At 61.2% G+C, this 24,914-nt stretch carries 23 protein-coding genes, 5 tRNA genes and 1 pseudogene; 19 read left to right on the top strand and 10 right to left on the bottom strand.

The window, feature by feature from the left end:
* Positions 1-9: 9 nt before the first annotated feature.
* The 3 genes from F8N96_RS13910 to F8N96_RS13920 all read left to right on the top strand — a co-directional run bounded on the left by F8N96_RS13910 (position 10) and on the right by F8N96_RS13920 (position 3,134).
* A complete protein-coding gene (locus tag F8N96_RS13910; protein ID WP_150798290.1) occupies positions 10-1,761 on the top strand; it encodes a L,D-transpeptidase family protein in 1,752 nt (583 codons plus the stop codon).
* A gap of 47 nt (positions 1,762-1,808) precedes the next feature.
* On the top strand, positions 1,809-2,600 hold the full coding sequence (locus tag F8N96_RS13915; RefSeq protein WP_150798291.1) for a lipopolysaccharide biosynthesis protein: 792 nt from the start codon (positions 1,809-1,811) through the stop codon (positions 2,598-2,600).
* Positions 2,601-2,735: 135 nt separating this feature from the next.
* Positions 2,736-3,134, top strand: a complete 399-nt coding sequence (locus F8N96_RS13920; protein ID WP_150798292.1) for a hypothetical protein — start codon at positions 2,736-2,738, stop codon at positions 3,132-3,134.
* Positions 3,135-3,163: 29 nt separating this feature from the next.
* Here the strand turns inward: F8N96_RS13920 and F8N96_RS13925 are convergent.
* Positions 3,164-3,469: pseudogene (locus F8N96_RS13925) on the bottom strand (LysR substrate-binding domain-containing protein); the annotation flags it as partial.
* On the opposite strand from F8N96_RS13925, the gene F8N96_RS35775 reads away from it, so the two are divergent.
* The 4 genes from F8N96_RS35775 (at position 3,438) to F8N96_RS13950 (ending at position 7,505) form a co-directional block, all read left to right on the top strand.
* Entirely contained in the window at positions 3,438-4,007 is a 570-nt protein-coding gene (locus F8N96_RS35775; protein WP_318187371.1) for a hypothetical protein, read from the top strand. The pseudogene F8N96_RS13925 and the gene F8N96_RS35775 overlap by 32 nt on opposite strands.
* A gap of 136 nt (positions 4,008-4,143) precedes the next feature.
* Positions 4,144-4,938 carry an exodeoxyribonuclease III gene (locus F8N96_RS13940; protein ID WP_150798293.1) on the top strand — a complete coding sequence of 265 codons (795 nt, stop codon included), beginning with the start codon at positions 4,144-4,146 and terminating at the stop codon, positions 4,936-4,938.
* A 112-nt stretch (positions 4,939-5,050) separates the two neighbouring features.
* A complete protein-coding gene (locus F8N96_RS13945; protein WP_150798294.1) occupies positions 5,051-5,899 on the top strand; it encodes an arylamine N-acetyltransferase family protein in 849 nt (282 codons plus the stop codon).
* 82 nt (positions 5,900-5,981) lie between these two features.
* Positions 5,982-7,505, top strand: coding sequence for a nucleobase:cation symporter-2 family protein (locus F8N96_RS13950; protein WP_150798295.1), 1,524 nt, complete (start codon positions 5,982-5,984; stop codon positions 7,503-7,505).
* A gap of 235 nt (positions 7,506-7,740) precedes the next feature.
* On the opposite strand, the gene F8N96_RS13955 is transcribed toward F8N96_RS13950, so the two are convergent.
* Positions 7,741-7,816, bottom strand: a tRNA-Asn gene (locus F8N96_RS13955).
* A 227-nt stretch (positions 7,817-8,043) separates the two neighbouring features.
* Here F8N96_RS13955 and F8N96_RS13960 point away from each other — a divergent pair.
* The gene (locus F8N96_RS13960) at positions 8,044-8,274 is read left to right on the top strand and encodes a hypothetical protein (protein WP_008007186.1); all 231 of its coding nucleotides are present in this window, start codon (positions 8,044-8,046) and stop codon (positions 8,272-8,274) included.
* Here F8N96_RS13960 and F8N96_RS13965 read toward each other — a convergent pair.
* A complete protein-coding gene (locus F8N96_RS13965; protein ID WP_064676809.1) occupies positions 8,271-8,480 on the bottom strand; it encodes a hypothetical protein in 210 nt (69 codons plus the stop codon). The two genes, F8N96_RS13960 and F8N96_RS13965, sit on opposite strands and share 4 nt — an antisense overlap.
* A 359-nt stretch (positions 8,481-8,839) precedes the next feature.
* Positions 8,840-10,036, bottom strand: a complete 1,197-nt coding sequence (locus tag F8N96_RS13970) for an amino acid aminotransferase (RefSeq protein ID WP_150798296.1) — start codon at positions 10,034-10,036, stop codon at positions 8,840-8,842.
* A gap of 339 nt (positions 10,037-10,375) precedes the next feature.
* Here F8N96_RS13970 and uvrB point away from each other — a divergent pair, with 339 nt between their 5' ends.
* From uvrB to F8N96_RS14025, 11 genes are all read left to right on the top strand, one after another.
* Complete coding sequence (uvrB, locus tag F8N96_RS13975) at positions 10,376-12,391, top strand: excinuclease ABC subunit UvrB (RefSeq protein ID WP_150798297.1); 2,016 nt, start codon at positions 10,376-10,378, stop codon at positions 12,389-12,391.
* A gap of 418 nt (positions 12,392-12,809) precedes the next feature.
* The gene (gltX, locus tag F8N96_RS13980) at positions 12,810-14,291 is read left to right on the top strand and encodes a glutamate--tRNA ligase (RefSeq protein WP_150798298.1); all 1,482 of its coding nucleotides are present in this window, start codon (positions 12,810-12,812) and stop codon (positions 14,289-14,291) included.
* Between the two features lie 320 nt (positions 14,292-14,611).
* Positions 14,612-14,687 (top strand) — tRNA-Ala (locus F8N96_RS13985).
* A 79-nt stretch (positions 14,688-14,766) separates the two neighbouring features.
* Positions 14,767-14,842: transfer RNA gene (locus F8N96_RS13990), tRNA-Glu, on the top strand.
* Between the two features lie 53 nt (positions 14,843-14,895).
* Positions 14,896-14,971: transfer RNA gene (locus F8N96_RS13995), tRNA-Ala, on the top strand.
* Positions 14,972-15,051: 80 nt separating this feature from the next.
* A tRNA-Glu gene (locus tag F8N96_RS14000) sits at positions 15,052-15,127 on the top strand.
* 183 nt (positions 15,128-15,310) lie between these two features.
* On the top strand, positions 15,311-15,850 hold the full coding sequence (locus tag F8N96_RS14005; RefSeq protein WP_150798299.1) for a TetR/AcrR family transcriptional regulator: 540 nt from the start codon (positions 15,311-15,313) through the stop codon (positions 15,848-15,850).
* Between the two features lie 31 nt (positions 15,851-15,881).
* Entirely contained in the window at positions 15,882-16,715 is an 834-nt protein-coding gene (locus F8N96_RS14010; protein ID WP_150798300.1) for an alpha/beta fold hydrolase, read from the top strand.
* A gap of 48 nt (positions 16,716-16,763) precedes the next feature.
* Positions 16,764-17,201, top strand: coding sequence for an acyl-CoA thioesterase (locus F8N96_RS14015; protein ID WP_150798301.1), 438 nt, complete (start codon positions 16,764-16,766; stop codon positions 17,199-17,201).
* Between the two features lie 149 nt (positions 17,202-17,350).
* Positions 17,351-18,310 carry a tRNA dihydrouridine synthase gene (locus F8N96_RS14020; RefSeq protein WP_064676816.1) on the top strand — a complete coding sequence of 320 codons (960 nt, stop codon included), beginning with the start codon at positions 17,351-17,353 and terminating at the stop codon, positions 18,308-18,310.
* 122 nt (positions 18,311-18,432) lie between these two features.
* Positions 18,433-18,885, top strand: a complete 453-nt coding sequence (locus tag F8N96_RS14025; protein ID WP_150798302.1) for an Hsp20 family protein — start codon at positions 18,433-18,435, stop codon at positions 18,883-18,885.
* A 100-nt stretch (positions 18,886-18,985) separates the two neighbouring features.
* Here F8N96_RS14025 and F8N96_RS14030 read toward each other — a convergent pair whose 3' ends face one another.
* From F8N96_RS14030 to F8N96_RS14055, 6 genes are read right to left on the bottom strand one after another with little or no spacing between them, the layout of a single operon-like run.
* A complete protein-coding gene (locus F8N96_RS14030; protein WP_150798303.1) occupies positions 18,986-19,918 on the bottom strand; it encodes a phosphatidate cytidylyltransferase in 933 nt (310 codons plus the stop codon).
* Between the two features lies 1 nt (position 19,919).
* Positions 19,920-20,540, bottom strand: coding sequence for a lysophospholipid acyltransferase family protein (locus tag F8N96_RS14035; protein WP_150798304.1), 621 nt, complete (start codon positions 20,538-20,540; stop codon positions 19,920-19,922).
* A gap of 9 nt (positions 20,541-20,549) precedes the next feature.
* Complete coding sequence (locus tag F8N96_RS14040; RefSeq protein ID WP_150798305.1) at positions 20,550-21,005, bottom strand: hypothetical protein; 456 nt, start codon at positions 21,003-21,005, stop codon at positions 20,550-20,552.
* The gene (locus F8N96_RS14045; RefSeq protein ID WP_150798306.1) at positions 20,995-22,338 is read right to left on the bottom strand and encodes a phosphatase PAP2/dual specificity phosphatase family protein; all 1,344 of its coding nucleotides are present in this window, start codon (positions 22,336-22,338) and stop codon (positions 20,995-20,997) included. Before F8N96_RS14045 ends, F8N96_RS14040 begins: the two co-directional genes overlap by 11 nt.
* On the bottom strand, positions 22,338-24,092 hold the full coding sequence (locus F8N96_RS14050; protein WP_150798307.1) for a bifunctional alpha/beta hydrolase/class I SAM-dependent methyltransferase: 1,755 nt from the start codon (positions 24,090-24,092) through the stop codon (positions 22,338-22,340). Before F8N96_RS14050 ends, F8N96_RS14045 begins: the two co-directional genes overlap by 1 nt.
* A gap of 10 nt (positions 24,093-24,102) precedes the next feature.
* Positions 24,103-24,726 (bottom strand): CDP-alcohol phosphatidyltransferase family protein, encoded by a 624-nt coding sequence (locus F8N96_RS14055; protein ID WP_150798308.1) that lies wholly within the window; start codon positions 24,724-24,726, stop codon positions 24,103-24,105.
* Positions 24,727-24,914 lie beyond the last annotated feature (188 nt).

The following is a 24,914-nucleotide window of genomic DNA, read 5'->3' on the forward strand; positions in this document are numbered from 1 at the left end:
GGATTATCCATGGTGCAGTTAACAAGGTTATTCGTCATAAGCCGCGTCTTTTTTATGGTCTTTCTGATCAGCGGTGCAGCGCAGGGGCAAACGTCGCCGATCATGCTGTCATCTCCAGCTGATGCGATGATCGAGACGGCACCTGATGACATCGTCGCTCAAGCGATTCAGGCCGAGCTGGCGCCACTGGCAACTGCGTTCCCGCCGCTGCTCACCTCGCCGCGTCATCAGCGGGTGGATGTGAACCGGGTGGTGATGGATTTTTACAGCCATCGCGGTTATCGCGCCGCCTGGTCCCACGACAGCGACGTTACCCAGTTGTTGAAAAGCCTGGGTGAAACCCAGGTCGACGGGCTCGACCCCGCGGATTTTCGCATTGCCGAACTGGCCGGGGCGCAAACATTCATGCAGTCCATGGTGCCTACCCCGGCGCAACGCGCTGCGTTCGACATGGCGGCCACCCGTACCTACATAACGGCGTTGCTGCAGTTGCGGCGCGGCAAGGTCGACCCGTCGCGACTGGACATGCATTGGAACTTCGACCCTGTCGGTGTTGATCCTCGTGAAGACGTGAATCATTTCTTCGCCGCGCTCGACGACCACGATGTGGCGCGGGCGTTTGCTCAAGCGCCGCCACAAGAGACGGTTTATGGCAGCTTGCGAGTGGGCCTGGCGCAATTGCGCAAAGTGCGGGAGATGGGTGGCTGGCCGAAGGTTGCCGAAGGCCAGTCGCTCAAGCCCGGCATGGATAACGCTGCGGTCGCGCAGCTGCGAGCCCGTTTGGTGGCGGGTGGCTATCTGGCTGCGCAACGCTCGCCGCGCACGATCTACGACGACACCGTTATCGCTGCGGTGAAGAAGTATCAATCCGAGCAATACCTGGGAGCGGACGGTGTGGCGGGGGCGGCGACGCTGGCGGCCTTGAACGTGCCCGTCGAGGCGCGTATCGACCAGGTCCGAGTGAACATGGAGCGCGCACGCTGGTTGCTGTACAAGCTGCAGGGCACGTTCGTCATCGTCGATATCGCCGGCTACAAAGTGGCGCTCTACCGCGACGGCAAGGCGATATGGCGGTCCCGGGTTCAAGTCGGCAAACCTTTTCGCAGTACGCCGGTGTTTCAATCCGAGATTACCTACGTCACGTTCAACCCGACCTGGACCGTTCCGCCGACGATCCTGGTCCAGGATATGCTGCCCAAGATTCGCAGCAACCCTGGCTACCTGGCCGCGAACCGCATCAGGGTCCTGGATCGCGAAGGCAATGTGCTCGATCCGGCGGGCGTCGATTGGGACCACCCGCGTGGCCTCACGCTGCGCCAGGATGCCGGTGCGGACAACTCGCTGGGCCAGGTGGTGATCCGGTTCCCCAACGACTATGCGATTTATCTCCACGACACACCGCATCGTGAGCTGTTTGCCAAACCCTTCCGTGCTACCAGTTCTGGCTGCATACGGGTGGAAAATCCGTTGCAATTGGTGGAGCTTTTGTTTAACGATCCTGTTCGCTGGAACGCCGCCGGGATCCAGGCCCAACTGGCGAACGGCAAAACCGAAAACATCAAGCTTCCCGTGAAAGTACCGGTATTGTTGGCGTATTGGACGGTAGACTTGAGCAACGATGGCCGGGTGATTTTCAAACCTGACATTTACGGGTATGACACGGCGGTACTTCGCGGGTTGAACAAGCCGTTGAAACTACCCGACCTGGATTGGCAGCGCGCAGGTAGTCCCGCGGTCGTAGCGGGGCAAAACCAACAGTAGCCAGGAAGGGCGCTGGATTTAATATCGTTATAGGAGGGAATCTGAAGATGGATGTTGCGCAAAAAAAACCGTCATTTACTACACGTCAGCTTGATGTGCATGACTTCGATGAGTGTCGCAACATTCAAAAAGGTCCAGTGTTTATCATTGCCTCGGGAGCGTCCGCGAAAGATTTTCCGCTGGAGAAGTATGCCGACGTTCCGATGATTACCATGAACGGGGCTATTTCGATGTTCATCGAGCCTGACATCAAACCGTTCTTTTACGCCTGTACGGACGACGCCTTTTGCCGACAACAGCCTTATCTTTTTGCTGAAGCCATGCGCCGCAGCCAGCGAATAGCCTTGTGGAAAGACCTCATCAGGTATGAAGCGCTGGCGCCCGAGGGCGAGCTTTATTTGCTGACGCAGGCGCCCAAACTCTCCTGGGGCGAGTTGCTGTTCCGGCGGGATAAAGAGCTTGTCCGCAGACGAAAGTTAGGGACTGGCCGCAATCGAAGCCTGGGTTTCAGCAAGAACCTCAAACGAGGCTTTTTCGATGCCCGCACAGTGGCCTACCTGGCGTTGCAAATCGCCTATCACGCGGGGTTCACCAAGGTGTTTCTGGTGGGCGTCGACCTGGATCAGTCGGCCGGTCGTTTTTATGAAAAGGCCGGCGCCGTTGTTTCGCCGTGCAACCTCGACGATCACTTTCGTACGAGAATACTGCCGTCGTTTGAGATCATGTCGAAGTACGTCATGGATGATGATTTCCGGGTCTACAACCTCTCCGGTTCGTCGCGGATTCCCGGTGAGCTCGTGCCGCGGGTGACGCTGGATCAAATCGACAGGATGATTTGAAGAGGCGAGCGTCATCAGGACAATCGGTCAACGGAACCGTCAACCGCTCGGCACTTGCAGCCGGATAGCAATGAAGCGTCGCCTAAGCTTTGGTTTGACCGGAAATTTCTCCGGCGCTTACAAGGAAGGTGTGGCATGACTTCATTAAAGTTCGGCGCGTCCATCCTGTTGGTCTGTCTGGCAGGCTGTGCAACCAGCAGCAGTTCCTATGAACCGCCGCCGGTGCCGGCATCGGCGGTGACGCTTGATGATGGGCAAATCCACAGCACATTGGAGGGCCGGAAGTTCTATGGGACTACCCGAGAAGGCCGTCATCCTTACTCCTTGAGCTTTGCGCCTGGCGGAGTAGAAATATTCGAGATGGCCCCCAACAAACCTGAAAAGGAAAAATGGACGTTGAAAGACGGCGTGGTGTGTATCGAAGCCAAAGGCTATCCAACGGAGTGCAGCCTGGTGAAAGTGGCCAATAACGAATATTGGTTCGTCGATCCAAAGAGCGGGAGAATCAACGCACACCTGAAACTCACGCCTTGATGGTCAGGCTGGTGCAGGAATGGGGTGTGCCCTTGGGGAAACAGCGCCAACGGCACCACCGCGTTGGCTGTATCCACATCCACACCCTTGACCCACACCAGATCCTCCGGCCACGCCGCCCAACATGGCCCGCTGTCCGGCTCGCGCTTGACCAGCGCGATATCGAGGTCGCCCGCGCTCAGTTTCTGTTTGAGATCGCCACTCATGCCGCTGAAGGTTTCGAGGCGCGCTTCGGGTCTGGCCCGGTTGAAACCGGCCCGGATCAGCGCCAGGCGTCGGGCGTCGAAATCCTCAGGCACGCCGATGCGCAGGATCTCCAGGTCGAGGTCGCTGGAGCAAACCCCGCCCCATCGTTCGTTTCGTCAGTTGAGCACCCTCGGCCTGCACCTCGCCCTGGAAGACCTGGGGCTGTCCAGCGCTCCTGAAGACAGTCAGCGCCTGGCAGCGGCGATCCCGCGCATGCCGCCGTTTCCCGAAGTGATCGAAACCCTGGCGCAACTCAAGGCGATGGGGTGGCTGCGTTCATTCGTTCAGCTGCCCGTCCCGCCGCCCGCACCACCCGTTCCGCCCCCTGCGGCCCCCGTGCCGCCGCCCGCACCGGAGCCAGAACCACTGGCCCCGCCGCTGGTGCCGGTGTCGCCCCCCGAGTCCGTGCGATTACCGCTTGAAGGCTCGCCGGGGGTGTTATCCGGGGGCGTGGTCGGACCGCTGGTAGCGCCGGATTGGGTCCCGGTCGCATCGGCACCATCGCCCGACCCTGCGAATGTGGCCGCTGACGCCACCGATAACAATCCGGCCAACAACAACGAAGTGATTTTGCTGTTCATCATGGTGGGTCTCCAAAAGAAGAGTCGTTACCTGATGTTGGTGTGAGGGGGCGGGGAGTTGGTGCCGGTTGGATGACGAGTGGTGGGGGGCGCCATTCATCATCAATGAGAGGCCGCCGACGCAACCACCCAAACGCGCCAGTGTCACACGCTAGGCACCCGCCATCAGGAGCGTCGGCCTCATGAAGAATTTGCGAATCGCGACGTTCAACGTCAACGGCATGCGCGCCCGGCTGCCGAACCTGCTGGCCTGGCTGGAGCGGGAGCAACCGGACATTGCCTGCTTGCAGGAGCTCAAGTCGGTGGACACTGCGTTCCCCGCCGCAGCGCTTGAGGCTGCTGGCTACGGCGCGATCTGGCAAGGCCAGTCGTCGTGGAACGGGGTGGCGATCCTGGCGCGGGATGCACAACCGCTGGAGAGTCGGCGCGGTTTGCCGGGCGATGACAGCGACAGCCACAGTCGCTATCTGGAGGCCGCCGTGCACGGCATCCTCGTGGGTTGCCTGTACCTGCCCAACGGCAATCCGCAGCCGGGGCCGAAGTTCGATTACAAGCTGGCGTGGTTCGAGCGATTGATCGCTTACGCCAAGGACCTGCAGAGCAGCGAACACCCGGTGGTACTGGCGGGCGACTACAACGTGGTGCCGACCGACCTGGACATCTACAACCCGCGGTCCTGGCTCAAGGATGCGCTGCTGCAACCGCAAAGCCGCGAGTGTTACCAGCGATTGCTGGATCAGGGCTGGACCGATTCCCTGCGCCATCTGTATCCGGAAGATCGCCTGTATACCTTCTGGGATTACTTCCGGCAGCACTGGCAGAAAAACTCGGGGCTGCGCATCGATCACCTGTTGCTCAACCCGGCATTGAGTCCTTATCTGCAAGAGGCGGGCGTCGACGCCTGGGTGCGCAACGAACCCCATGCCAGCGATCATGCGCCAACCTGGATTCGGCTGGGCTCGCGCAAGCGCCGTTGATTTTTACCCGGGTGGCGATTGGCTAAATCAATTGTCGGTCGAACCGGTTTTTCCCTTATACATGGCGGCCAACAGCGCAGAGATCTGCGGCCCCCTGCATAAGGATCGAGCAATGAGCGAGCCACGCCTGACCCACCTGGCGTTGTACCTGCAACATCTGGATTTCGACGCCCCTCCGGCACCGACCCTGGAAACCCTGCGCCAGTTGCAACGGCGTCACACCGGCGCCTTTGCATTCGAAAACCTCACCACCCTGTCGGGCGAACCCGTGCTCATCGACTTGCCGTCCGTGGAGCAAAAAGTCCTGTTCGACGGTCGCGGCGGTTACTGCTATGAACTCAACAGCCTGTACCTGGCCCTGCTCCAGGCGCTGGGCTTCGACGCACGCGGCATCTCCGGCCGGGTCGTCATGGGCCAACCCGAAGGCGCGTGGACGGCTCGCACGCACCGCTTGAGCCTGGTAACCCTGGACGGCGTGCGCTACATCACCGACGTCGGCTTCGGCGGCATGGTGCCCACCGCACCGTTGATACTCGATTGCGCGACCGAACAGCTCACCCCCCACGAACCCTATCGCATCGAGCGGCATGACGACGGCTACACCCTGCGCGCCAAGGTCGCCGGGGAGTGGAAAGCGATGTACATCTTCGACCTGCAACGCCAGGAAGACATCGACTACGCCGTCGGCAACTGGTACGTCTCGACCCACTCCGAATCGTCATTCAGAAAACAACTGATGGTGGCGCGAACGGGGGAAGGATGGCGGCGTACGCTGAACAACGGCAGCTTTGCGATTCATCGGGTCGGCAGCGAGAGCGAGCGGCGGCAGGTGGCGGACGTAGACGAACTGGTGGCGTTGCTGGAGCGCGAGTTCGGGATTCGGGTGCCGGCGCATGCAGGGTTGAAGAGGGTGCTTGAGCGGTTGATCGAGCCTGTACAGGACGCTGACCAAATGTTGTGAAATTGTATACAACTCTATAGACATTTGTCCTGAGTCTTGCATACAGTGTGCGCACAACAAAAACCAGGGAACCCCCCAAACCATGAAAACGCCCTCTGTTTCACACCAACGGCCCGAGGATGAAAATCTCGGGGTCGGCGCGAATATGGCTTACGGCCTGCAACATGTTCTGACCATGTACGGCGGCATCGTCGCGGTGCCCTTGATCATCGGCCAGGCGGCCGGGCTCTCGCCGGCGGACATCGGTTTGTTGATTGCTGCTTCATTGTTTGCGGGAGGCCTGGCGACATTGTTGCAAACACTGGGCCTGCCGTTTTTCGGTTGCCAGTTGCCGCTGGTGCAGGGCGTGTCGTTCTCTGGCGTCGCGACCATGGTGGCGATTGTCAGCAGTGGCGGGGAGGGTGGCTTCCAGTCGATTCTCGGGGCGGTGATTGCGGCGTCGCTGATCGGTCTGCTGATCACGCCGGTGTTCTCGCGCATCACCAAGTTCTTCCCGCCGCTGGTGACGGGCATCGTCATCACCACCATCGGCCTGACGCTGATGCCGGTGGCCGCGCGCTGGGCCATGGGCGGCAACAGTCACGCGCCGGACTTCGGCAGCATGGCGAACATCGGTCTGGCGGCGGTGACGCTGGTGCTGGTCCTGTTGCTGAGCAAGATCGGCAGCGCGACCATCTCCCGGTTGTCGATCCTGCTGGCCATGGTCATCGGTACGGTGGTCGCGGTGTTCCTCGGCATGGCGGACTTCTCGTCGGTGACCCAAGGCCCGATGTTCGGCTTCCCGACCCCCTTCCACTTCGGCATGCCGACGTTCCACTTCGCGGCGATTCTGTCGATGTGCATCGTGGTCATGGTGACCCTGGTGGAAACGTCGGCGGACATCCTTGCGGTCGGTGAAATCATCGGCACCAAGGTTGACTCCAAGCGCCTGGGCAACGGCCTGCGTGCCGATATGCTGTCGAGCATGATCGCGCCGATCTTCGGTTCCTTCACCCAAAGCGCCTTTGCCCAGAACGTCGGGCTGGTGGCCGTGACCGGGATCAAGAGCCGTTTCGTGGTCGCCACCGGCGGCTTGTTCCTGGTGATCCTCGGCCTGCTGCCGTTCATGGGGCGGGTCATCGCCGCGGTACCGACCTCGGTACTCGGCGGTGCCGGCATCGTGTTGTTCGGCACCGTGGCGGCCAGCGGCATTCGTACGCTGTCCAAGGTCGACTACCGCAACAACGTCAACCTGATCATCGTCGCCACGTCCATTGGCTTCGGCATGATCCCTATCGCCGCACCGAGCTTCTACGACCACTTCCCCAGCTGGTTCGCCACGATCTTCCACTCGGGCATCAGCTCCTCGGCGATCATGGCCATCGTGCTGAACCTGACCTTCAACCACCTCACTGCCGGTAACTCCGACCAGCAATCGGTGTTTGCGGCGGGTACCGAGCGGGTGCTGCGCTACCAGGATTTGGCGGCATTGCGCGAAGGGGATTATTTCAGCGAAGGCAAGTTGCACGACTGCGACGGCAAGGAGATTCCGGTGGTAGAGGCGGAGCATGAGCATGGGCACGCCGAGCCGCGGGCGGGGCATGCGAAAAGCAGTGAGCATGTGTGATTGAAAGAGGCGTCCTCCGGGACGCCTCCTGTGCAACTGACAAGCGCCGGCCCTTGTAGGAGCTGGCTTGCCAGCGAAGGCGGTGTAACTGCCAACATAAATGTTGAATGTTATGGCCTCTTCGCTGGCAAGCCAGCTCCTACAGGGGGGCGCGCGACGTATCACGCCATTTTTTCCAGCGACCACAAAAAAGCCCCCGAATCTTTCGATTCGGGGGCTTTTCGATCTTGCTGTCTGGCTCCACGACCTGGACTCGAACCAGGGACCCAGTGATTAACAGTCACTTGCTCTACCAACTGAGCTATCGCGGAATGCCGTGTATGTTACTGATTCAAAAAGAGAAGTCAAGCATCTGTTGACTATTGGACGGTTTCAATGAGACGGACGGTGGTTTATCGGTGATTGGCGGTTACCAGATTCGCCTCAGAGGTCTACCATGGCCGCCCGGAAGTGGTTACACGCGCTGCCGGCCATTCGCCGAAAAGGTACGCGCCATGAATCACCCAATCCTCACACCTCGCCACCACGAGGTGCTTGCATGAGCATCGCTCAGATCAGCCTGCCCAAAGGGGTCGGGCCCCACGCCGAGAAGTTGTTCGACGCGATCACCCAGGCCAGCACCGCTGACGAGTTGAACCGCGCCGGCGGCAAGGCCGAAGGTTTCGTCCTCGGCCTGGAAAGCACCAAGGCGATCAAGAGTCAGGTCGCCGAATCGCTGTATGTGGCCTATGACGATGCTGCCAGCCAGCGTGCAACCGAACTGGCTTAACCGCCGAAGGTGATGGTGCCGAGCATCAGTTTGGCGTACAGCATCGTCGCGGCCAGTTGCACCAGCCACAAGGCCAGGCCGCCGAGGAAGACGCCGGTGGCCACTTGCATCACCAGGTTGTTCCCGCGTTTGGCCGGGGTGCGCGGGACGAAGGCATCCAGGTCGTCCAGGTCATCGCGCTCGGCGCGTAGGTCATCGTTTTTCATGTGCATTCTCGTCAGAATTCTCGGGTGTACGTAAATCTGTAGGAGCCGGCTTGCCGGCGAAGGCGTCGTCATGGGCGGTGCAAGGCTCGAGGCCGCCTTCGCTGGCAAGCCAGCTCCTACAGGGATCACCGGTGTACAGATGAATTGTGGTTAACGCCAAATCCCTGTGTAGGAGCCGGCTTGCCGGCGAAGGCGTTGTCATGGGCGATGCATGGCTTGAGGCATTCGCTGGCAAGCCAGCTCCTACAGGGGGACAGATATGTGCAGTCTAGAGCGCTTGGTTGGTGGGTTGAAAATTATCTGAGCCAAATAAAAACGGGAAGCTCAAGGGCTTCCCGTTTTTCGTATCACCGAATCACTCAGATCACCGCAACGATCGCATCCGTCACGACCTTGATGTTGCTCTGGTTCAACGCCGCAACGCAGATGCGCCCAGTGTCCAGCGCGTAGATGCCGAACTCGTTGCGCAGGCGGGTCACTTGCTCAACCGTCAGGCCGGAGTAGGAGAACATGCCGCGCTGACGACCGACGAAGCTGAAATCGCGCTGTGGAGCGTTTTTCGCCAGCAGGTCGACCATCTGGATGCGCATGCCGCGAATCCGCAGGCGCATTTCGGCCAGTTCTTCTTCCCACTGCGCGCGCAATTGCGGGCTGTTGAGCACGGCGGCGACGATGCTGGCGCCGTGGGTCGGTGGGTTGGAGTAGTTGGTGCGGATCACGCGTTTGACTTGCGACAGCACGCGCGCGCTTTCTTCTCTCGATTCGCTGACGATCGACAGGGCGCCCACGCGCTCGCCGTACAGCGAGAAAGATTTGGAGAACGAGCTGGAGACGAAGAAGGTCAGGCCCGATTCGGCGAACAGGCGCACGGCAGCGGCGTCTTCATCGATGCCATCGCCAAAGCCCTGGTAGGCCATGTCGAGGAACGGCACGTGACCTTTGGCTTTCACCACCTCCAGCACGTTGTTCCAGTCCGACGGGCTCAGGTCGACGCCGGTCGGGTTGTGGCAGCAGGCGTGCAGCACCACGATCGAACCGGACGGCAGGGCGTTCAGGTCTTCCAGCAGGCCGGCACGGTTTACGTCGTGGGTCGCGGCGTCGTAGTAGCGGTAGTTCTGCACCGGGAAACCGGCGGTTTCGAACAGCGCGCGATGGTTTTCCCAGCTCGGGTCGCTGATCGCCACGACGGCGTTCGGCAGCAGTTGCTTGAGGAAGTCGGCACCGATTTTCAGGGCGCCAGTACCGCCGACGGCCTGGGTGGTGATGACGCGGCCGGCAGCGATCAGCGGCGAGTCATTGCCGAACAGCAGTTTCTGGACGGCCTGGTCATAGGCCGCGATGCCGTCGATCGGCAAGTAGCCACGGGAAGCATGTTGAGCGACGCGAATCGTCTCGGCTTCGACAACGGCGCGCAGGAGTGGAATTCGCCCCTCCTCGTTGCAATAAACACCGACCCCCAGGTTGACCTTGTTGGTACGGGTATCGGCGTTGAATGCTTCGTTGAGGCCCAGGATTGGATCGCGTGGTGCCATTTCGACAGCGGAGAACAGGCTCATTTTTGCGGCGGCTCTGAATGGAGAGTGGAGGGACGTGTCGCGCTCCAGCCGAATGCACTAGAGCGGTGCACAAACGGGGAGCTAGTATAGAGGCCATCACTGATCCAAGGCGACAGGCATTTCGCCTTTTAACGTAGGTTTTGCCGATTATTTTTCGATCGATCGTCGATTGCTGGCGTCAAAGACTTCAAGGGATGTAGGACGTTTGCCTTGAAAGCGCGGGCAATCGGCGCCACATTGAGCACAATCCCAGTTTTTTCCTCGGGCGACATCGGTCGTTTGCGGTCTTTTTCGTTGCTGTCCGGTTTGACCGGCCAGGCGCGAACCCAGAGGTTTTGTATGTCTGAATTCCAGTTAGTCACCCGCTTCGAGCCCGCCGGCGATCAGCCGGAAGCCATCCGCCTGATGGTCGAGGGCATCGAAGCCGGGCTGGCGCACCAGACGTTGCTCGGTGTGACCGGCTCGGGCAAGACCTTCAGCATCGCCAACGTCATCGCCCAGGTGCAGCGCCCGACCCTGGTGCTGGCGCCGAACAAGACCCTGGCCGCGCAGTTGTACGGCGAATTCAAGGCGTTCTTCCCGAACAACGCGGTGGAATACTTCGTTTCCTACTACGACTACTACCAGCCCGAAGCCTACGTGCCGTCTTCGGACACCTTCATCGAGAAGGATGCCTCGATCAACGACCACATCGAGCAGATGCGTCTGTCCGCCACCAAGGCGTTGCTCGAGCGCAAGGACGCGATCATCGTCACCACGGTGTCGTGCATCTACGGTCTGGGTAGCCCGGAAACCTATTTGAAGATGGTGCTGCACGTGGATCGCGGCGACAAACTCGATCAGCGTGCGTTGCTGCGCCGGCTCGCCGACCTGCAATACACCCGCAACGATATGGAGTTCGCCCGTGCAACCTTCCGGGTGCGTGGCGATGTGATTGATATCCACCCGGCGGAATCCGATTTCGAAGCGATCCGCATCGAGTTGTTCGACGACGAAGTCGAGAGCCTGTCGGCCTTCGATCCGCTGACCGGCGAAGTGATCCGCAAGCTGCCGCGTTTCACCTTCTACCCGAAAAGCCACTACGTGACGCCGCGGGAAACCCTGCTCGGCGCCGTGGACGGGATCAAGGTCGAGCTGCAGGAGCGTCTGGACTACCTGCGGTCCAACAACAAGCTGGTGGAAGCCCAGCGTCTGGAACAGCGCACCCGTTTCGACCTGGAGATGATCCTCGAACTGGGTTACTGCAACGGCATCGAAAACTACTCGCGCTACCTGTCGGGCCGTGAATCCGGCCAGGCGCCGCCCACCTTGTTCGACTATTTGCCGGCCGATGCCTTGCTGGTGATCGACGAATCCCACGTCAGCGTGCCGCAGGTCGGGGCGATGTATAAGGGTGACCGCTCGCGCAAGGAAACCCTGGTGGAATACGGTTTCCGCCTGCCGTCGGCGCTGGATAACCGGCCGATGCGGTTCGACGAATTCGAACACATCAGCCCGCAGACGATTTTTGTCTCGGCGACGCCGGGCAATTACGAGGCGGAACACGCCGGTCGCGTGGTCGAGCAACTGGTCCGTCCGACGGGCCTGGTGGACCCGCAAATCGAAATCCGCCCGGCACTGACCCAGGTCGACGATCTGCTCTCGGAAATCTCCAAGCGCGTGGCGCTGGAGGAGCGGGTGCTGGTGACCACGCTGACCAAGCGCATGTCGGAAGACTTGACCGATTACCTGGCCGACCACGGCGTGCGCGTGCGTTACCTGCACTCGGACATCGACACCGTGGAGCGGGTCGAGATCATCCGCGATCTGCGCCTCGGAACCTTCGACGTGCTGGTGGGGATCAACCTGCTGCGTGAAGGCCTGGACATGCCGGAAGTCTCGCTGGTGGCGATTCTCGATGCGGACAAGGAAGGCTTCCTGCGGTCCGAGCGCTCGCTGATCCAGACCATCGGCCGCGCGGCGCGCAATCTCAATGGCCGGGCGATTCTGTATGCGGACCGGATCACCGGTTCCATGGAGCGGGCGATCGGCGAGACCGAACGGCGGCGCGACAAGCAGATCGCCTTCAACCTGGCCAACGGCATCACGCCCAAGGGTGTATTCAAGGACGTGGCCGACATCATGGAAGGCGCCACCGTACCGGGTTCGCGCAGCAAGAAGCGCAAAGGCATGGCCAAGGCCGCCGAGGAAAGTGCCAGGTACGAAGCCGAACTGCGTTCGCCGGGCGAAATCGCCAAACGCATCAAAGCCCTGGAAGAGAAGATGTACCAGCTGGCCCGCGACCTGGAGTTCGAAGCGGCGGCGCAGCTGCGCGATGAGATCAGCAAGTTGCGGGAGCGGTTGATCACGGTTTGAGATGTGCGATGAATGTGCGGGCCTCTTCGTCGGAACGCCGCCCGGACCAAGCCCGCACAGGGCACAGCGTGAACCCTGTAGGAGCTGGCTTGCCAGCGAAGAGGCCATCACAGGCGACATTGATGTTGCCTGACCTGCCACCTTCGCTGGCAAGCCAGCTCCTACCTGATCACCGGCACTCTGTAGGAGCTGGCTTGCCAGCGAAAGGGGCGCCACGGTCTCCGTGTGCTTGCCGGTCTCGAGTCCCGCCAGAATCACATTGATCAGCCACTTGCCAACAGGCTAATCCCGACGCCATTCCGAAAAAATAAAACACTACCCTGGCTTATATGCCCCACCGACTGGAGCCGGGCAGCCTGCGCCTGTTACCATTCGCCCCCTGTTTTATCTTCGCTTTTCATTCTTTTCGAGACATGCCATGACCACCGTCCGCACTCGCATCGCGCCATCGCCTACCGGGGATCCCCACGTAGGTACCGCTTACATCGCTTTGTTCAACTACTGCTTTGCCAAGCAGCACGGCGGTGAGTTCATCCTGCGGATCGAGGACACCGATCAATTGCGTTCGACCCGCGAGTCCGAACAGCAGATTTTCGACGCCCTGCGCTGGCTGGGGATCGACTGGAGCGAAGGCCCGGACGTCGGCGGCCCGCACGGCCCTTACCGGCAGAGCGAGCGCGGCGACATCTATCAGAAGTATTGCCAGCAGCTGGTCGAGATGGGCCACGCCTTCCCGTGCTTCTGCACCGCCGAAGAGCTGGACCAGATGCGCGCCGAGCAAATGGCCCGTGGCGAAACCCCGCGTTACGACGGCCGTGCGCTGTTGCTGTCCAAGGAAGAAGTGGCTGCCCGCCTGGCCGCCGGCGAGCCCCATGTGATCCGCATGAAGGTGCCGAGCGAAGGCGTCTGCGTGGTGCCGGACATGCTGCGTGGCGACGTCGAGATCCCGTGGGACCGCATGGACATGCAAGTGCTGATGAAGACGGACGGCCTGCCGACGTACTTCCTGGCCAACGTGGTCGACGATCACCTGATGGGCATCACCCACGTCTTGCGCGGCGAAGAATGGCTGCCCTCGGCACCGAAGCTGATTCTGCTGTACGAGTACTTTGGCTGGGAACAGCCGGAGCTGTGCTACATGCCGCTGCTGCGCAACCCGGACAAGAGCAAGCTGTCCAAGCGCAAGAACCCGACCTCGGTGACGTTCTACGAGCGCATGGGCTTCATGCCGGAAGCGATGCTCAACTACCTCGGCCGCATGGGCTGGTCGATGCCGGACGAGCGCGAGAAGTTCTCGCTGCAGGAAATGGTCGACCACTTCGACCTGAAACGCGTGTCCCTGGGCGGGCCGATTTTCGACATCGAGAAACTGTCGTGGCTCAACGGCCAGTGGCTGCGTGACCTGCCGGTGGAAGAGTTCGCTTCGCGCCTGCAAACCTGGGCGCTGAACCCTGAATACATGATGAAGATCGCGCCGCACGTGCAAGGCCGGGTCGAAACCTTCAGCCAGGTGGCACCGCTGGCTGGCTTCTTCTTCGCCGGCGGGGTCAATCCGGACGCCAAACTGTTCGAATCGAAAAAGCTCTCGGGCGATCAGGTTCGCCAGTTGATGCAGTTGATCCTGTGGAAGCTCGAAAGCCTGCGCCAGTGGGAGAAGGACAGCATCACCGCGACGATCCAGGCGGTGGTCGAGTCCCTGGAGCTGAAGTTGCGTGATGCGATGCCGCTGATGTTCGCCGCAATCACCGGCCAGGCGAGCTCGGTGTCGGTGCTCGATGCGATGGAGATCCTCGGTCCGGACCTGACCCGTTTCCGTCTGCGCCAGGCCATCGACCTGCTGGGCGGCGTGTCGAAGAAAGAAAACAAAGAGTGGGAAAAACTGCTGGGCAATATCGCCTGACGGCGTTTGACCCTGTGTAGGAGCGAGCTTGCTCGCGATGGACGTAAACGATAACGCGTTCTTCCTGAATAAACGCGTTGCTCTCTAGTCCATCGCGAGCAAGCTCGCTCCTACATTCTCCGAGTCAACCTGCAAGGCTGCCGCAAGCTGCGATCGTTTGATCATGATTTTCGGCACCCACACTCCCGGTTTTCCGGGGGGAGGGCGGTAAGTGGTTGTTATGCCGACAAAAAATTTTGAAATATTTCAAAAATAAGTTTGACAGGCTTTCGATACACCCTTAAGATTCGCCCCGTCCTCAGCGATGACATCAACGATGAGGGGCTATAGCTCAGCTGGGAGAGCGCTTGCATGGCATGCAAGAGGTCGACGGTTCGATCCCGTCTAGCTCCACCAATTTACACTTCAGGGCCTGGCCACACCGGCCTTGAAGCGATCAACACTCAGCGTTGATCTGTTGTATAGAAGGGTTTGCGTCCCCTTCGTCTAGTGGCCTAGGACACCGCCCTTTCACGGCGGTAACAGGGGTTCGAGTCCCCTAGGGGACGCCAGTTTTACAGAAGCGATGTTGCAAGATGTCGCTCCGCCGCGAGGCGAAAAATCCGGGGCTATAGCTCAGCTGGGAGAGCGCCTGCATGGCATGCAGGAGGTCAGCGGTTCGATCCCGCTTAGCTCCACCAATTTTACAGTTCAAGGTCTGGCCACACCGGTCTTGAATCGATCAGCCCTCAGCACTGATCAGTTGTATAGAAGGTTTTGCGTCCCCTTCGTCTAGTGGCCTAGGACACCGCCCTTTCACGGCGGTAACAGGGGTTCGAGTCCCCTAGGGGACGCCACGATTACCCGCTCTGCGGGATTTATAGGGGTCATTCAATCATTGAATGGCCCTTTTGTTTGTCTGGCGTTTGGCCAAATCCCCCCCTTTCTTTCAAACTGTTCTTCAGACCAGCGGTCACATCCACGACTTGCGGAAAATTATTATGAGAATAATATTCTAGTCGTAATATTCGGAGGCAACGATGAACGATAAAAAAGCTCAAACCCGCGAACGCATTCTCAAGGCCGCCAGCGCCGCGCTTATCCAGCGCGGCCCGGCCGAACCGAGCGTGGGCGAAGTGATGGGCGCAGCCGGCCTGACAGTCGGTGGTTTCTACGCCCACTTCGACAGCAAGGACGCGATGATGCTGGAAGCGTTCAAGCAACTGCTCACTCATCGCCGTGGCTTGATCGCCGACATGGATGCCGAGCTGACCGGCGAAGAGCGTCGCGCCCTGGTCGCTGCGTTCTACCTGTCACGCAAACACCGAGATTCCTCTGAGTCGGCGTGCCCGATCCCGGCGTCCGTCGGCGAGCTGGGCCGGCTGCCGGACGAGTTTCGCGTGGCCTTGAATGAGCATGTGGAAATGATGGTCGCGCAATTGGCGGCCAGCCCCGAAGAGACCGACAAAGCCTTGGCCGACATGGCCTTGATGGTCGGTGGCCTGGCCCTGGCACGCGCGCTGGGGCCGGGAGAGTTGTCCGATCGATTGCTGCGCGCCGCCAAGTCGGCGGTGCTGTGACCTGAAGGCATTAGCCTGGGGAGTGAGAGCGATGAGCACGTTGAAGTGGGTTCGTGGCGTTAATGGCACCTTGGGCTGGTTCGCACCACAACTGGTCGCAAGCAAAATGCGACAGGCGTTCATGACGCCGCGGGACCTGCCGCCCCGTGACTGGGAATTGCCGCTGTTGGCCAAATCCGAGCGGATCACCTTGCGCTTCGGTCTCTCGGCATTGCGTTGGGGGCAGGGGCCGGCGGTGTTGCTGATGCACGGTTGGGAAGGGCGGCCGACGCAGTTTGCCAGCCTGATCACCGCGTTGGTCGATGCCGGTTATACCGTGGTGGCCCTGGACGGCCCCGCCCACGGCCGCTCGCCCGGCAATGAAGCGAATGTCGTGCTGTTCGCCCGGGCCATGCTCGAGGCGGCTGCCGAGTTGCCGCCACTGCAGGCGGTCATCGGCCACTCCATGGGCGGCGCCAGTGCCATGCTCGCTGTTCAGTTGGGCCTGCGCACCGAAACCCTGGTGACCATCGCCGCCCCCGCACGAATCCTCGGGGTACTGCGCGGTTTCGCGCGGTATGTGCGGCTGCCGCCCAAAGCCCGTTCGGCGTTCATTCGTCAGGTCGAGAAAGACGTCGGCATGCGCGCCGCGACGCTGGATGTCGCACATTATCAGCTCGACATGCCCGGCCTGATCGTGCATGCCGAAGACGACAACTATGTCTTGGTCAAGGAATCCCAGCTGATCCACGAAGCCTGGTTCGACAGCCGTCTGCTGCGCCTGGACGAGGGCGGTCATCAACGGGTGCTGGCCGATCCCCGGGTGATTGATGGCGTGCTATCACTGCTGTCCGGTCGTAGCCTGCAATCGCGCCAATCGGCTTGAGCATCCGTTACACTGCGCCGGTCGACATCATTTGACCGGGAGTGAGGCATGGGTTGGGATCGGGCAACGCCGTTTATCATTGATCTGCAAGTGGGCGCCGAGGACATCGACGGGCTGGGTCACGCCAATAACGCGGTGTATGTGACCTGGCTCGAACGCTGCGCCTGGCGCCACTCCCAGCGGCTCGGCCTGGACCTGGTCGAGTACCGGCGGCTGGACCGGGCGATGGCGGTGGTGCGGCACGAGATCGATTACCTGGCGGCCGCCTATGAGGAGGATGAGTTGCAATTGGCGACCTGGATCGTCGATTGGGACCAGCGCCTGAAAATGACCCGGCACTTCCAGTTGAAGCGCCCTCGCGACAACACCACACTGCTGCGGGCGCAGACCACCTTTGTCTGTATTGAACTGTCGACGGGCAAGCCCAAGCGCATGCCGGTGGAGTTTATTGAGGGTTATGGCCCGGCGTTGCAAGTGTTGACCTGATTGAAGCTTTCGCGGGCAAGCCTCGCTCCTACAGGACCGTGATGACCGTAGGAGCGAGGCTTGCCCGCGAAGGCGTCCTATCTGACGAAATACCTTCTGCACGCCGAAACCAGTAAACTGCCCCACGTTTTTCGTCGAGTGTGTTTTTCATGCAAATTGCTTTGGCGCCCATGGAGGGGTTGGTCGACAACATCCTGCGGGACGTGCTGACCCGTGTGGGCGGTATCGACTGGTGCGTGACCGAGTTCATCCGGATCAACGATCAGCTGCTCACCCCTGCCTATTACCACAAGTTCGGTCCGGAACTGCTGACCGGCGCCCGTACGGCGTCCGGCGTGCCGTTGCGGGTGCAGCTGCTCGGTTCCGATCCGGTGTGCCTGGCTGAAAATGCCGCGCTGGCCTGCGAGCTGGGTTCCGAGGTCATCGACCTGAACTTCGGCTGCCCGGCCAAGACCGTCAACAAGTCCCGTGGCGGTGCGGTATTGCTCAAGGAACCGGAACTGCTCAACGAAATCGTCGAGCACGTGCGTCGCGCGGTGCCGGCGCACATCCCGGTGACCGCCAAGATGCGCCTCGGTTTCGACAGCCCCGACGGTGCCCTGGTCTGCGCCACGGCCCTGGCTGAAGGCGGCGCGGCGCACATCGTGGTGCATGCGCGGACCAAGACCGATGGCTACAAGCCGCCGGCCCACTGGGAGTGGATCCCGCGGGTGCAGGAGGTGGTCAAGGTGCCGGTGTTTGCCAATGGCGATATCTGGAGCGTCGAGGACTGGCGCCGTTGCCGCGAAATCAGCGGCGTGGAAGACATCATGCTCGGTCGCGGCCTGGTCTCGCGCCCCGATCTGGCCCGGCAAATCGCTGCCGCGCGCGCCGGCGAGGACGTGGTCGAGATGACCTGGGCCGAGCTGCTGCCGCTGATCCAGGACTTCTGGCTGCAGGCCAAGGCGCAGATGACCGCGCGGCAGTCGCCGGGTCGCTTGAAGCAATGGCTGGCGATGCTGACCCGCAATTACCCCGAAGCGGTCGAGCTGTTCACCGTCCTGCGTCGCGAAACCGAACTGGACCAGGTCTCGCGTTTATTGGGGCTGCAGGTGGCCGAAGCGGCCTGAAAAAAATTTGAAAATACCCTCTTGAAAACCAGTCAGCGGTCCCTATTTTTTTATTACGCGATGCCGAATCCGGGTCGCGGAGACAAAAAAACTTGCTGATCTGTTTTCAGGAGATTTGAATCATGAGTACTGCACTTTCCATGGCCCCCCTGTTCCGTTCCTCGGTGGGCTTCGACCGTTTCAACGACCTGTTCGAAACCGCCCTGCGCAACGAGCCAGGCAGCACCTATCCACCCTATAACGTGGAAAAACACGGCGACGACCAATACCGCATCGTCGTAGCCGCCGCCGGCTTCCAGGAAGAAGACCTGGAGCTGCAAGTGGAAAAAGGTGTGCTGACCATCAGTGGCGGCGGCAAACGTGAGGTGAATGAAGGCGTCACTTATCTGTACCAGGGCATCGCCCAGCGGGCCTTCAAACTGTCCTTCCGCCTGGCGGACCACATCCAGATCCAGGCCGCCGACCTGAGCAACGGTCTGTTGAGCATCGACTTGTTGCGGGTGGTTCCGGAAGAGGCGAAAGCCAAGCGAATCCCGATCAACAACGGGACGCAAAAACCGGCTCTGCAGCATTGAGCCGGACCCCGGGCAGGGTCGTCTGAGTACGACCCGACCGGCTGAAGCAAAAAGACCCCGACTTGTCGGGGTCTTTTTTTTGCAGGGCCGGTTTATGAAATCAGGTCCACCCATACCGGACCAGGTGAAAGAAGATCGGCGCCGCAAAGCACACCGAGTCCAGGCGGTCGAGCATGCCGCCGTGGCCTTCGATCATGTGCCCCCAATCCTTCACCCCACGGTCGCGCTTGATTGCCGACATCACAATGCCGCCGGCGAACCCCAGCAGGTTGATCAGCAGGGCGATGAGCAGTGACTGCCAGGGATTGAACGGCGTGATCCACCACAAGGCACAGCCGATCAACGAGGCCAGGAGGACGCCACCGACAAAGCCTTCCACTGTCTTGGACGGCGACAGCCTGGGGGCGATCTTGCGTTTGCCGAACAGTTTTCCGCAGACGTACTGCAGCACATCCGACATCTGCACCACGATCACCAGGTAGGCGATCAACAGCAGGTTTCGTCCCTCATAGCCGGCGATATCGAGGGTCAGCAGGGCAGGCACGTGGGACACACAGAACACCGCGATCATCAGGCCCCATTGGACTTTCGAGGCGCGTTCGAGAAAATGCGTGCTGTCGCCGCCCAGGGACGCGAGGATCGGCAGGAGCAGGAACACGTACACCGGGATGAAGATCGAGAACAACCCGTACCAGTCGTAGTAGATGAGCAGGTACTGCAGCGGCAGTGCCAGGTAGAACGCCGCCACCAGTGCCGGGTAGTCGCTGCGACGGGTCGGCGTAAGGGTCATGAATTCGCGCAGGGCGTAGAAAGACACGGTGTAGAACAACAGGATCACCGCCGTGGTGCCGAGCCAGAAGGCGATTCCGATCACCAGCACCATGACCCACCAGGCGTTGATCCGGGCGTTGAGGTTATCGACCACCGGGTTCGCCGTGCCGCCAGCGCGCCGCTTGAGAATGAAACCGATCACCGAGGCCAGCAGCAGAAACGCGCCAATCCCGCCAAACAACATCAGGGTTTGTCTGTCCATGTCAGGCTTGCTCCTCGGCCAGGCTCAACAGCGCGTCGCGGCTGCGTTCGAGAAATTGCGCCTTGGTTTCTTCTTCGCCAAGGGCCAGGGCGGCGCCAAAGCTGATGGTGCATAACAACGGCAGCGGCAGGACGCGGCCTTTGGGCATGACGCGGTTGAGGTTGGCGATCCACACCGGGATCAATTGTGCCTGGGGATAGGCTTTTGCCAGGTGGTACAGCCCGCTTTTGAACGGCAGCAGACCGTCCTCGGGGTTGCGTGTGCCTTCAGGGAAAATGATCAGCGAATCACCGTTTTCCAGGGCGTCGAGCATCGGCTGCAAGGGGTTATCGGCGGTCTCCCTGCGTTCGCGGTCGATCATTACGCCATTGAACACCCGGTTGATGATGTAGCGGCGCAGGGGGCTTTTGAGCCAGTAATCGGCGCCGGCCACCGGCCGGGTGATGCTGCGCAAAGCGGGCGGCAAGGAAGCCCACAGCAACACAAAGTCGCCATGGCTGCTGTGGTTGGCGAAGTAGATGCGCTGCACCGCCTGCGGCGCACAGCCGAGCCACAGGCTGCGGGCTCCCGTGAGCAGGCGGGCGCCCGAGATGATGAGGGTGGCAACCGCGGGTGCGAGCATGAAAACTCCTTATCCAGCAAAGGTCAGCCAGGGGCCGGCCACAATGAAAATCAGGGTCAGCAGCACTTGTGCCGCCACCAGCAATGCCTGGCGACGTAACAGCTTCAGAGCGCCAGAGATACGTTCGTTCCAGGGACGTCCGCCGCGGTCGGCGGGCTGCAGGCCCAGCGCAGTCAGCGCATGATCCAGGGCCCGGGTGCGTTCGGGGAGGTCTTGTGCACCGGCGGCCAGGTGCTGGAACAGATCGGCATCGAAAGCGACCCGCAGTGCCCAGTATTTTTGCCACAGGCCCAGCACCAGCAGCGTGACGCTGCAGGTCAGCCCCCAGGTTCCCGGGCTGGCCGTGACAAATTGGCCCAGGCCGAGCAAGGCCCCCAGCAGCGTGAGCCCGGTGGACAGTCGGTCCAGCGAACCGCCACGGCGCAACAGGCTGGCGGTCGCTTGCAGCTGCATATCAATGGACACAGAGGTGCTCCGTGCTCATGGGTAACTGCTGCAGCACCTGTCGGTGCGCAGGGCTCAGGACGATCCCCGGACGTGCTCGCTGAATCAGCAGGATGGCGTCATCGACACTGGCGGCCCTGCCGCTGTGCAACAGCCATGCGGCGACCGCGATGGCGCTGCGCGAATAGCCCAGGGCGCAGCAGACCAGCAGCGGACCTTGCTGGCGCAGGCTTTCGATCGCCTCGGCCGCTGCCTGGCATTGCGCGGCGGTGGGTACCGTCAGGTCCAGTACCGGCAGCGAGCGGTAACTGACCGAATCGGGGTTCAGTGACAGTTCTGCACACAGATCGAGTACCGCCCGGAATGACGAGTGCTGCAGTTCCTGCTGGCCTGGCAGGCGTCCGAGCCAGACGTCATCGATCACCCGGTCGGGCTGCGGATGGTGGCGGGTCCACAGCCGCGAGTTGAGCCAGGCCGCCGCCAGGTAGGGGGCCAGCAGCCAGCGTACCGCGGGGGACAGGCGTCCATCGACGCGTTTCTGGAAACCGCGAGCGTCCAGCAGGGCATAATTGAGCGCTACCAGCAGCAAGGCCACCGCAGGCCAGATCAACCACAGCCACGCGCCCCTCAAAGTAAAGGCCGGAATTGTGAAGGCGGCCGCTCCCAAGCTGTAGTACAGCGCCAGTTGCCAGCGTTTTTTATCCACAGTCAGGCGAGCACCGTGCAGAGGGCCGGGTCCCTCCAGTGGCCACAGCCAGACGCACAGCCAACCGAGCAGCGCACCGGTGGGCAGGTCGACGAAATGGTGTTGGTAGGTGGTCAGCACCGACACTCCGATCAGGATGAACCAGCCATGCATCAACCCGCGCCACAGGCCCCGCAAGTGCCGCTGGTAGCAGCTCCATAACACCACCAACAGAGCAATGTGCAGGGAGGGCGCCTGATTGAACGGCTTGTCGAAACCTGCCAGGACATCGAACAGCCAGCCGAATACCCCATCCAGTTCGGGCCGGGCAAAGGTGAAGCGCAACGGCCAGATCAGAAAACAACTGACGGCGATCAACTGGGCGGTTATCAGGCGCAGGGCGTGGCGCCTGAGTTCCAGGCGACTGGCGGGCAGCAACAGCGACAGGCCGTAGAGCAGGTCAATGGACCAGTACGGGACGATGCTCCAGGCCCAGAACGGCACTTGGGTTTCCCAGTCGAACACCAGGCTGGCGACATCGTCCCGTTGGGTGGTGACCCAGGTGGCGAAGCCGTAGGTGGCGAAGAACAGCGGGGCCAACAGCAACAGCCAGAGCAGTGCCGGTTTGAACAGGCCGGGTTCGCGTCCGGGCGTGGCAGTCAGGGGCATCATTGCACCCGTTGCGCCAGGGATACGCTGAAAATGCCCCATTGATCGACCCGCATGCCGATCTTGCGAAAGCCGGCGGCGGCTACCAGTTGGTCCATTTCCGCCTGGGTACGCCGGCGCATGACCCAGGCCTGGCCTTCACGGTGACTGGTCAAGGCGCGGGCGATCAGTTCCAGTTGCGGGTGCCAGGGCTGGCCGGTGTAGACCAGATAACCACCGGGTGCCACGGCGTCGGCCAGTCCGGCGAGAGAGCCACTGACCATCTGGTTGTCGGCGAACAGCTCATATAGGCCGGACACCACCGCCAGCGTCGGCTTGGGATCGAGTGCGGCGAGGTCGGCACGGTCGAAGGCATCGCCCTTGACGAATTGTGCGATGGCCTCCAGGCCTTTGTCGCGGATCAGTGCACCACCGTCGCGCACGTTGATGTCGCTGTAGTCGCGCAACAGGATCGACTCGGGAAGCGGGTCGATGCCCTGCAAGGCTTCAAGAATGTAGCGCCCATGCCCGGCGGCAATGTCGACGATGCGCACTTCGCGACCCTGGTCACGCAGGTGCGCCATGGCCAGGCGCAGCAGTTCTTCGACATGCAGCTTGCGTTGGCGAATGCCGCGCCAGCCGATGGAGTCCAGGTAGTTACGGTCGATCAGTCGACCCATGGCAGAGGTGCCGGTGGGCGTGTTGCGGTAGACGTAGTCCAGGGTGCTGCCGGAGTCGTAGCCGGTGTCGAAACCCAGCTTGAGCCCGGACGACAGCCGGCTGCCGAGGCCCATGCCGGCGCGGGTCATGCGCCAGTACAGGTCGCGCAGGGAATTGCGGGGCAATGGCGCGGCCAATGATTCTGATTCGGCGCAGGTCAGGCCCAGGCGGTCGGCGGCCAGCAGGGAAGGGCGGGCAGCCGGTTGTTGAAAGTTGTGCAGGATAAAACGGCGTACGCTGGCAACGGCGCTCTCGCGACGCTGTTCACCCAGGGTATCGTGGAAGAATCCCGGCAGCACATGTTTCTCCTTGTGCAGGCTGCCGAGGCGCTCGAAGAACTGTTCCTGAGGGTGGCGATGCACTACGAAATCGGCACCGGAAATCAACAACTGCGTCGGCACCTGGATGGCCTGGGCATCGGCCACCACTCGCTCGGCAGCGTCGTAAAGACCGAGCAGGACATTGACCGAAATCGCCTTGGTGATCAGCGGGTCGTCGTCGTAGCTGGCGACCCGTTGCGGGTCGTGGCTGAGAAACCGCGCTTTAACGTAGCTGTTGACGAAAAAGTTGCCACGCCACCGGCGCATCAGCGCCAGCCCCTGGCGCGCGAAGGGCACGTAGAGTTTGACCTTGAACGCCGGTGACGCCAGCACCAGGGAGCGTATGCGTGGCGCGTAATCGTGGACCCAGGTGGCCACGATCACTGCACCGACGCTCTGGGCGATCACCGCGATATTTTCTTCAGCGATACCGTATGCCGCGCCCAGGTGATCGCAGAAGGTCTGCACGTCGCGCACGCTGGTGGCAAAACCCGGGCTGTCGCCACGGGCACCGGGCGAGAGGCCATGACCCCGGGCGTCCCAGGCAAAGAAATCATGGTCGGGCAGATTCAGTTCATCCACCAAGTGGGCAATGCGCCCGGAGTGTTCATGGCCGCGGTGAAACAACAGCACGGCCTGGCGTGGTTCGCCTGGCGCCGTGGTACCAGGCCAGTAGCGGTAAAACAATTCCACGCCGTCATGGGTGGTGAACGTCTGATGTCGAGCTTCGCGCATTGCACTGTCCTTATGCTGAAGGGGTGTCTACCTGTACTTCCTTGAGGCCCTGGCGGACCCTGTTGATCAGCGTGTAAACCAACAATGCGGCGATGATCGCGAACACGGCGTTGATCCACAGGGCGCTGATCCAGCCCACTGCAATAGCGACCGCCACGACCCCCAGCACAAAAGCCCGATCACTTTTGCCCATGGGCCCGTCATAGCGCCGCGAGGCGCCAACCATCGGCCCCAGCACGCCGCTGTATTCGCTGAACAAGGCGAGCAGGGCGACCAGTAGCACCAGCCACAGGCTGACATCCGGGAGCAGGGCAAACGGCAGGATCAGCGCACAGTCGGCGACGATATCGCACAGCTCATTGAGATAGGCCCCCAGGTGCGACTGCTGGTTGAACTCCCGGGCGAGCATGCCATCGATGGCGTTGAGCGCCATGCGCACCAACATCCAGATGGGTACCAGCACAAAGATCCAGGGGTGATGCACGAAACCTGCGATCACCACGCCCACCAGGATTGAGCCGATGCCGGCGATCAGGGTGATCTGGTTGGCGGTGGCGCCCTTGTCGAACAAGCGCCGGACCAGGGGGCGCAGGAGGTTTTGGAATGCGGGTTTGATCTGGTAGATGCTGGGCACGTTGGAGGGGTCTCGGCCAGTGATAGTCGGGAGAGGCGATATGGTTACTGAGTGTAGATGGCATCTTGCGATGGATTTGGCGACAGCGCCTGGTGATTGGAGTCATGGCAACGAGCATTTTTCAATGGGGCAAAATCAAACAGGCTGAAATACGGAAATTTCCGACGTCATCAGTGGCCTTTTCCGGC

This window comes from Pseudomonas fluorescens (assembly GCF_902497855.1).
GTDB lineage: Bacteria > Pseudomonadota > Gammaproteobacteria > Pseudomonadales > Pseudomonadaceae > Aquipseudomonas > Aquipseudomonas fluorescens_BI.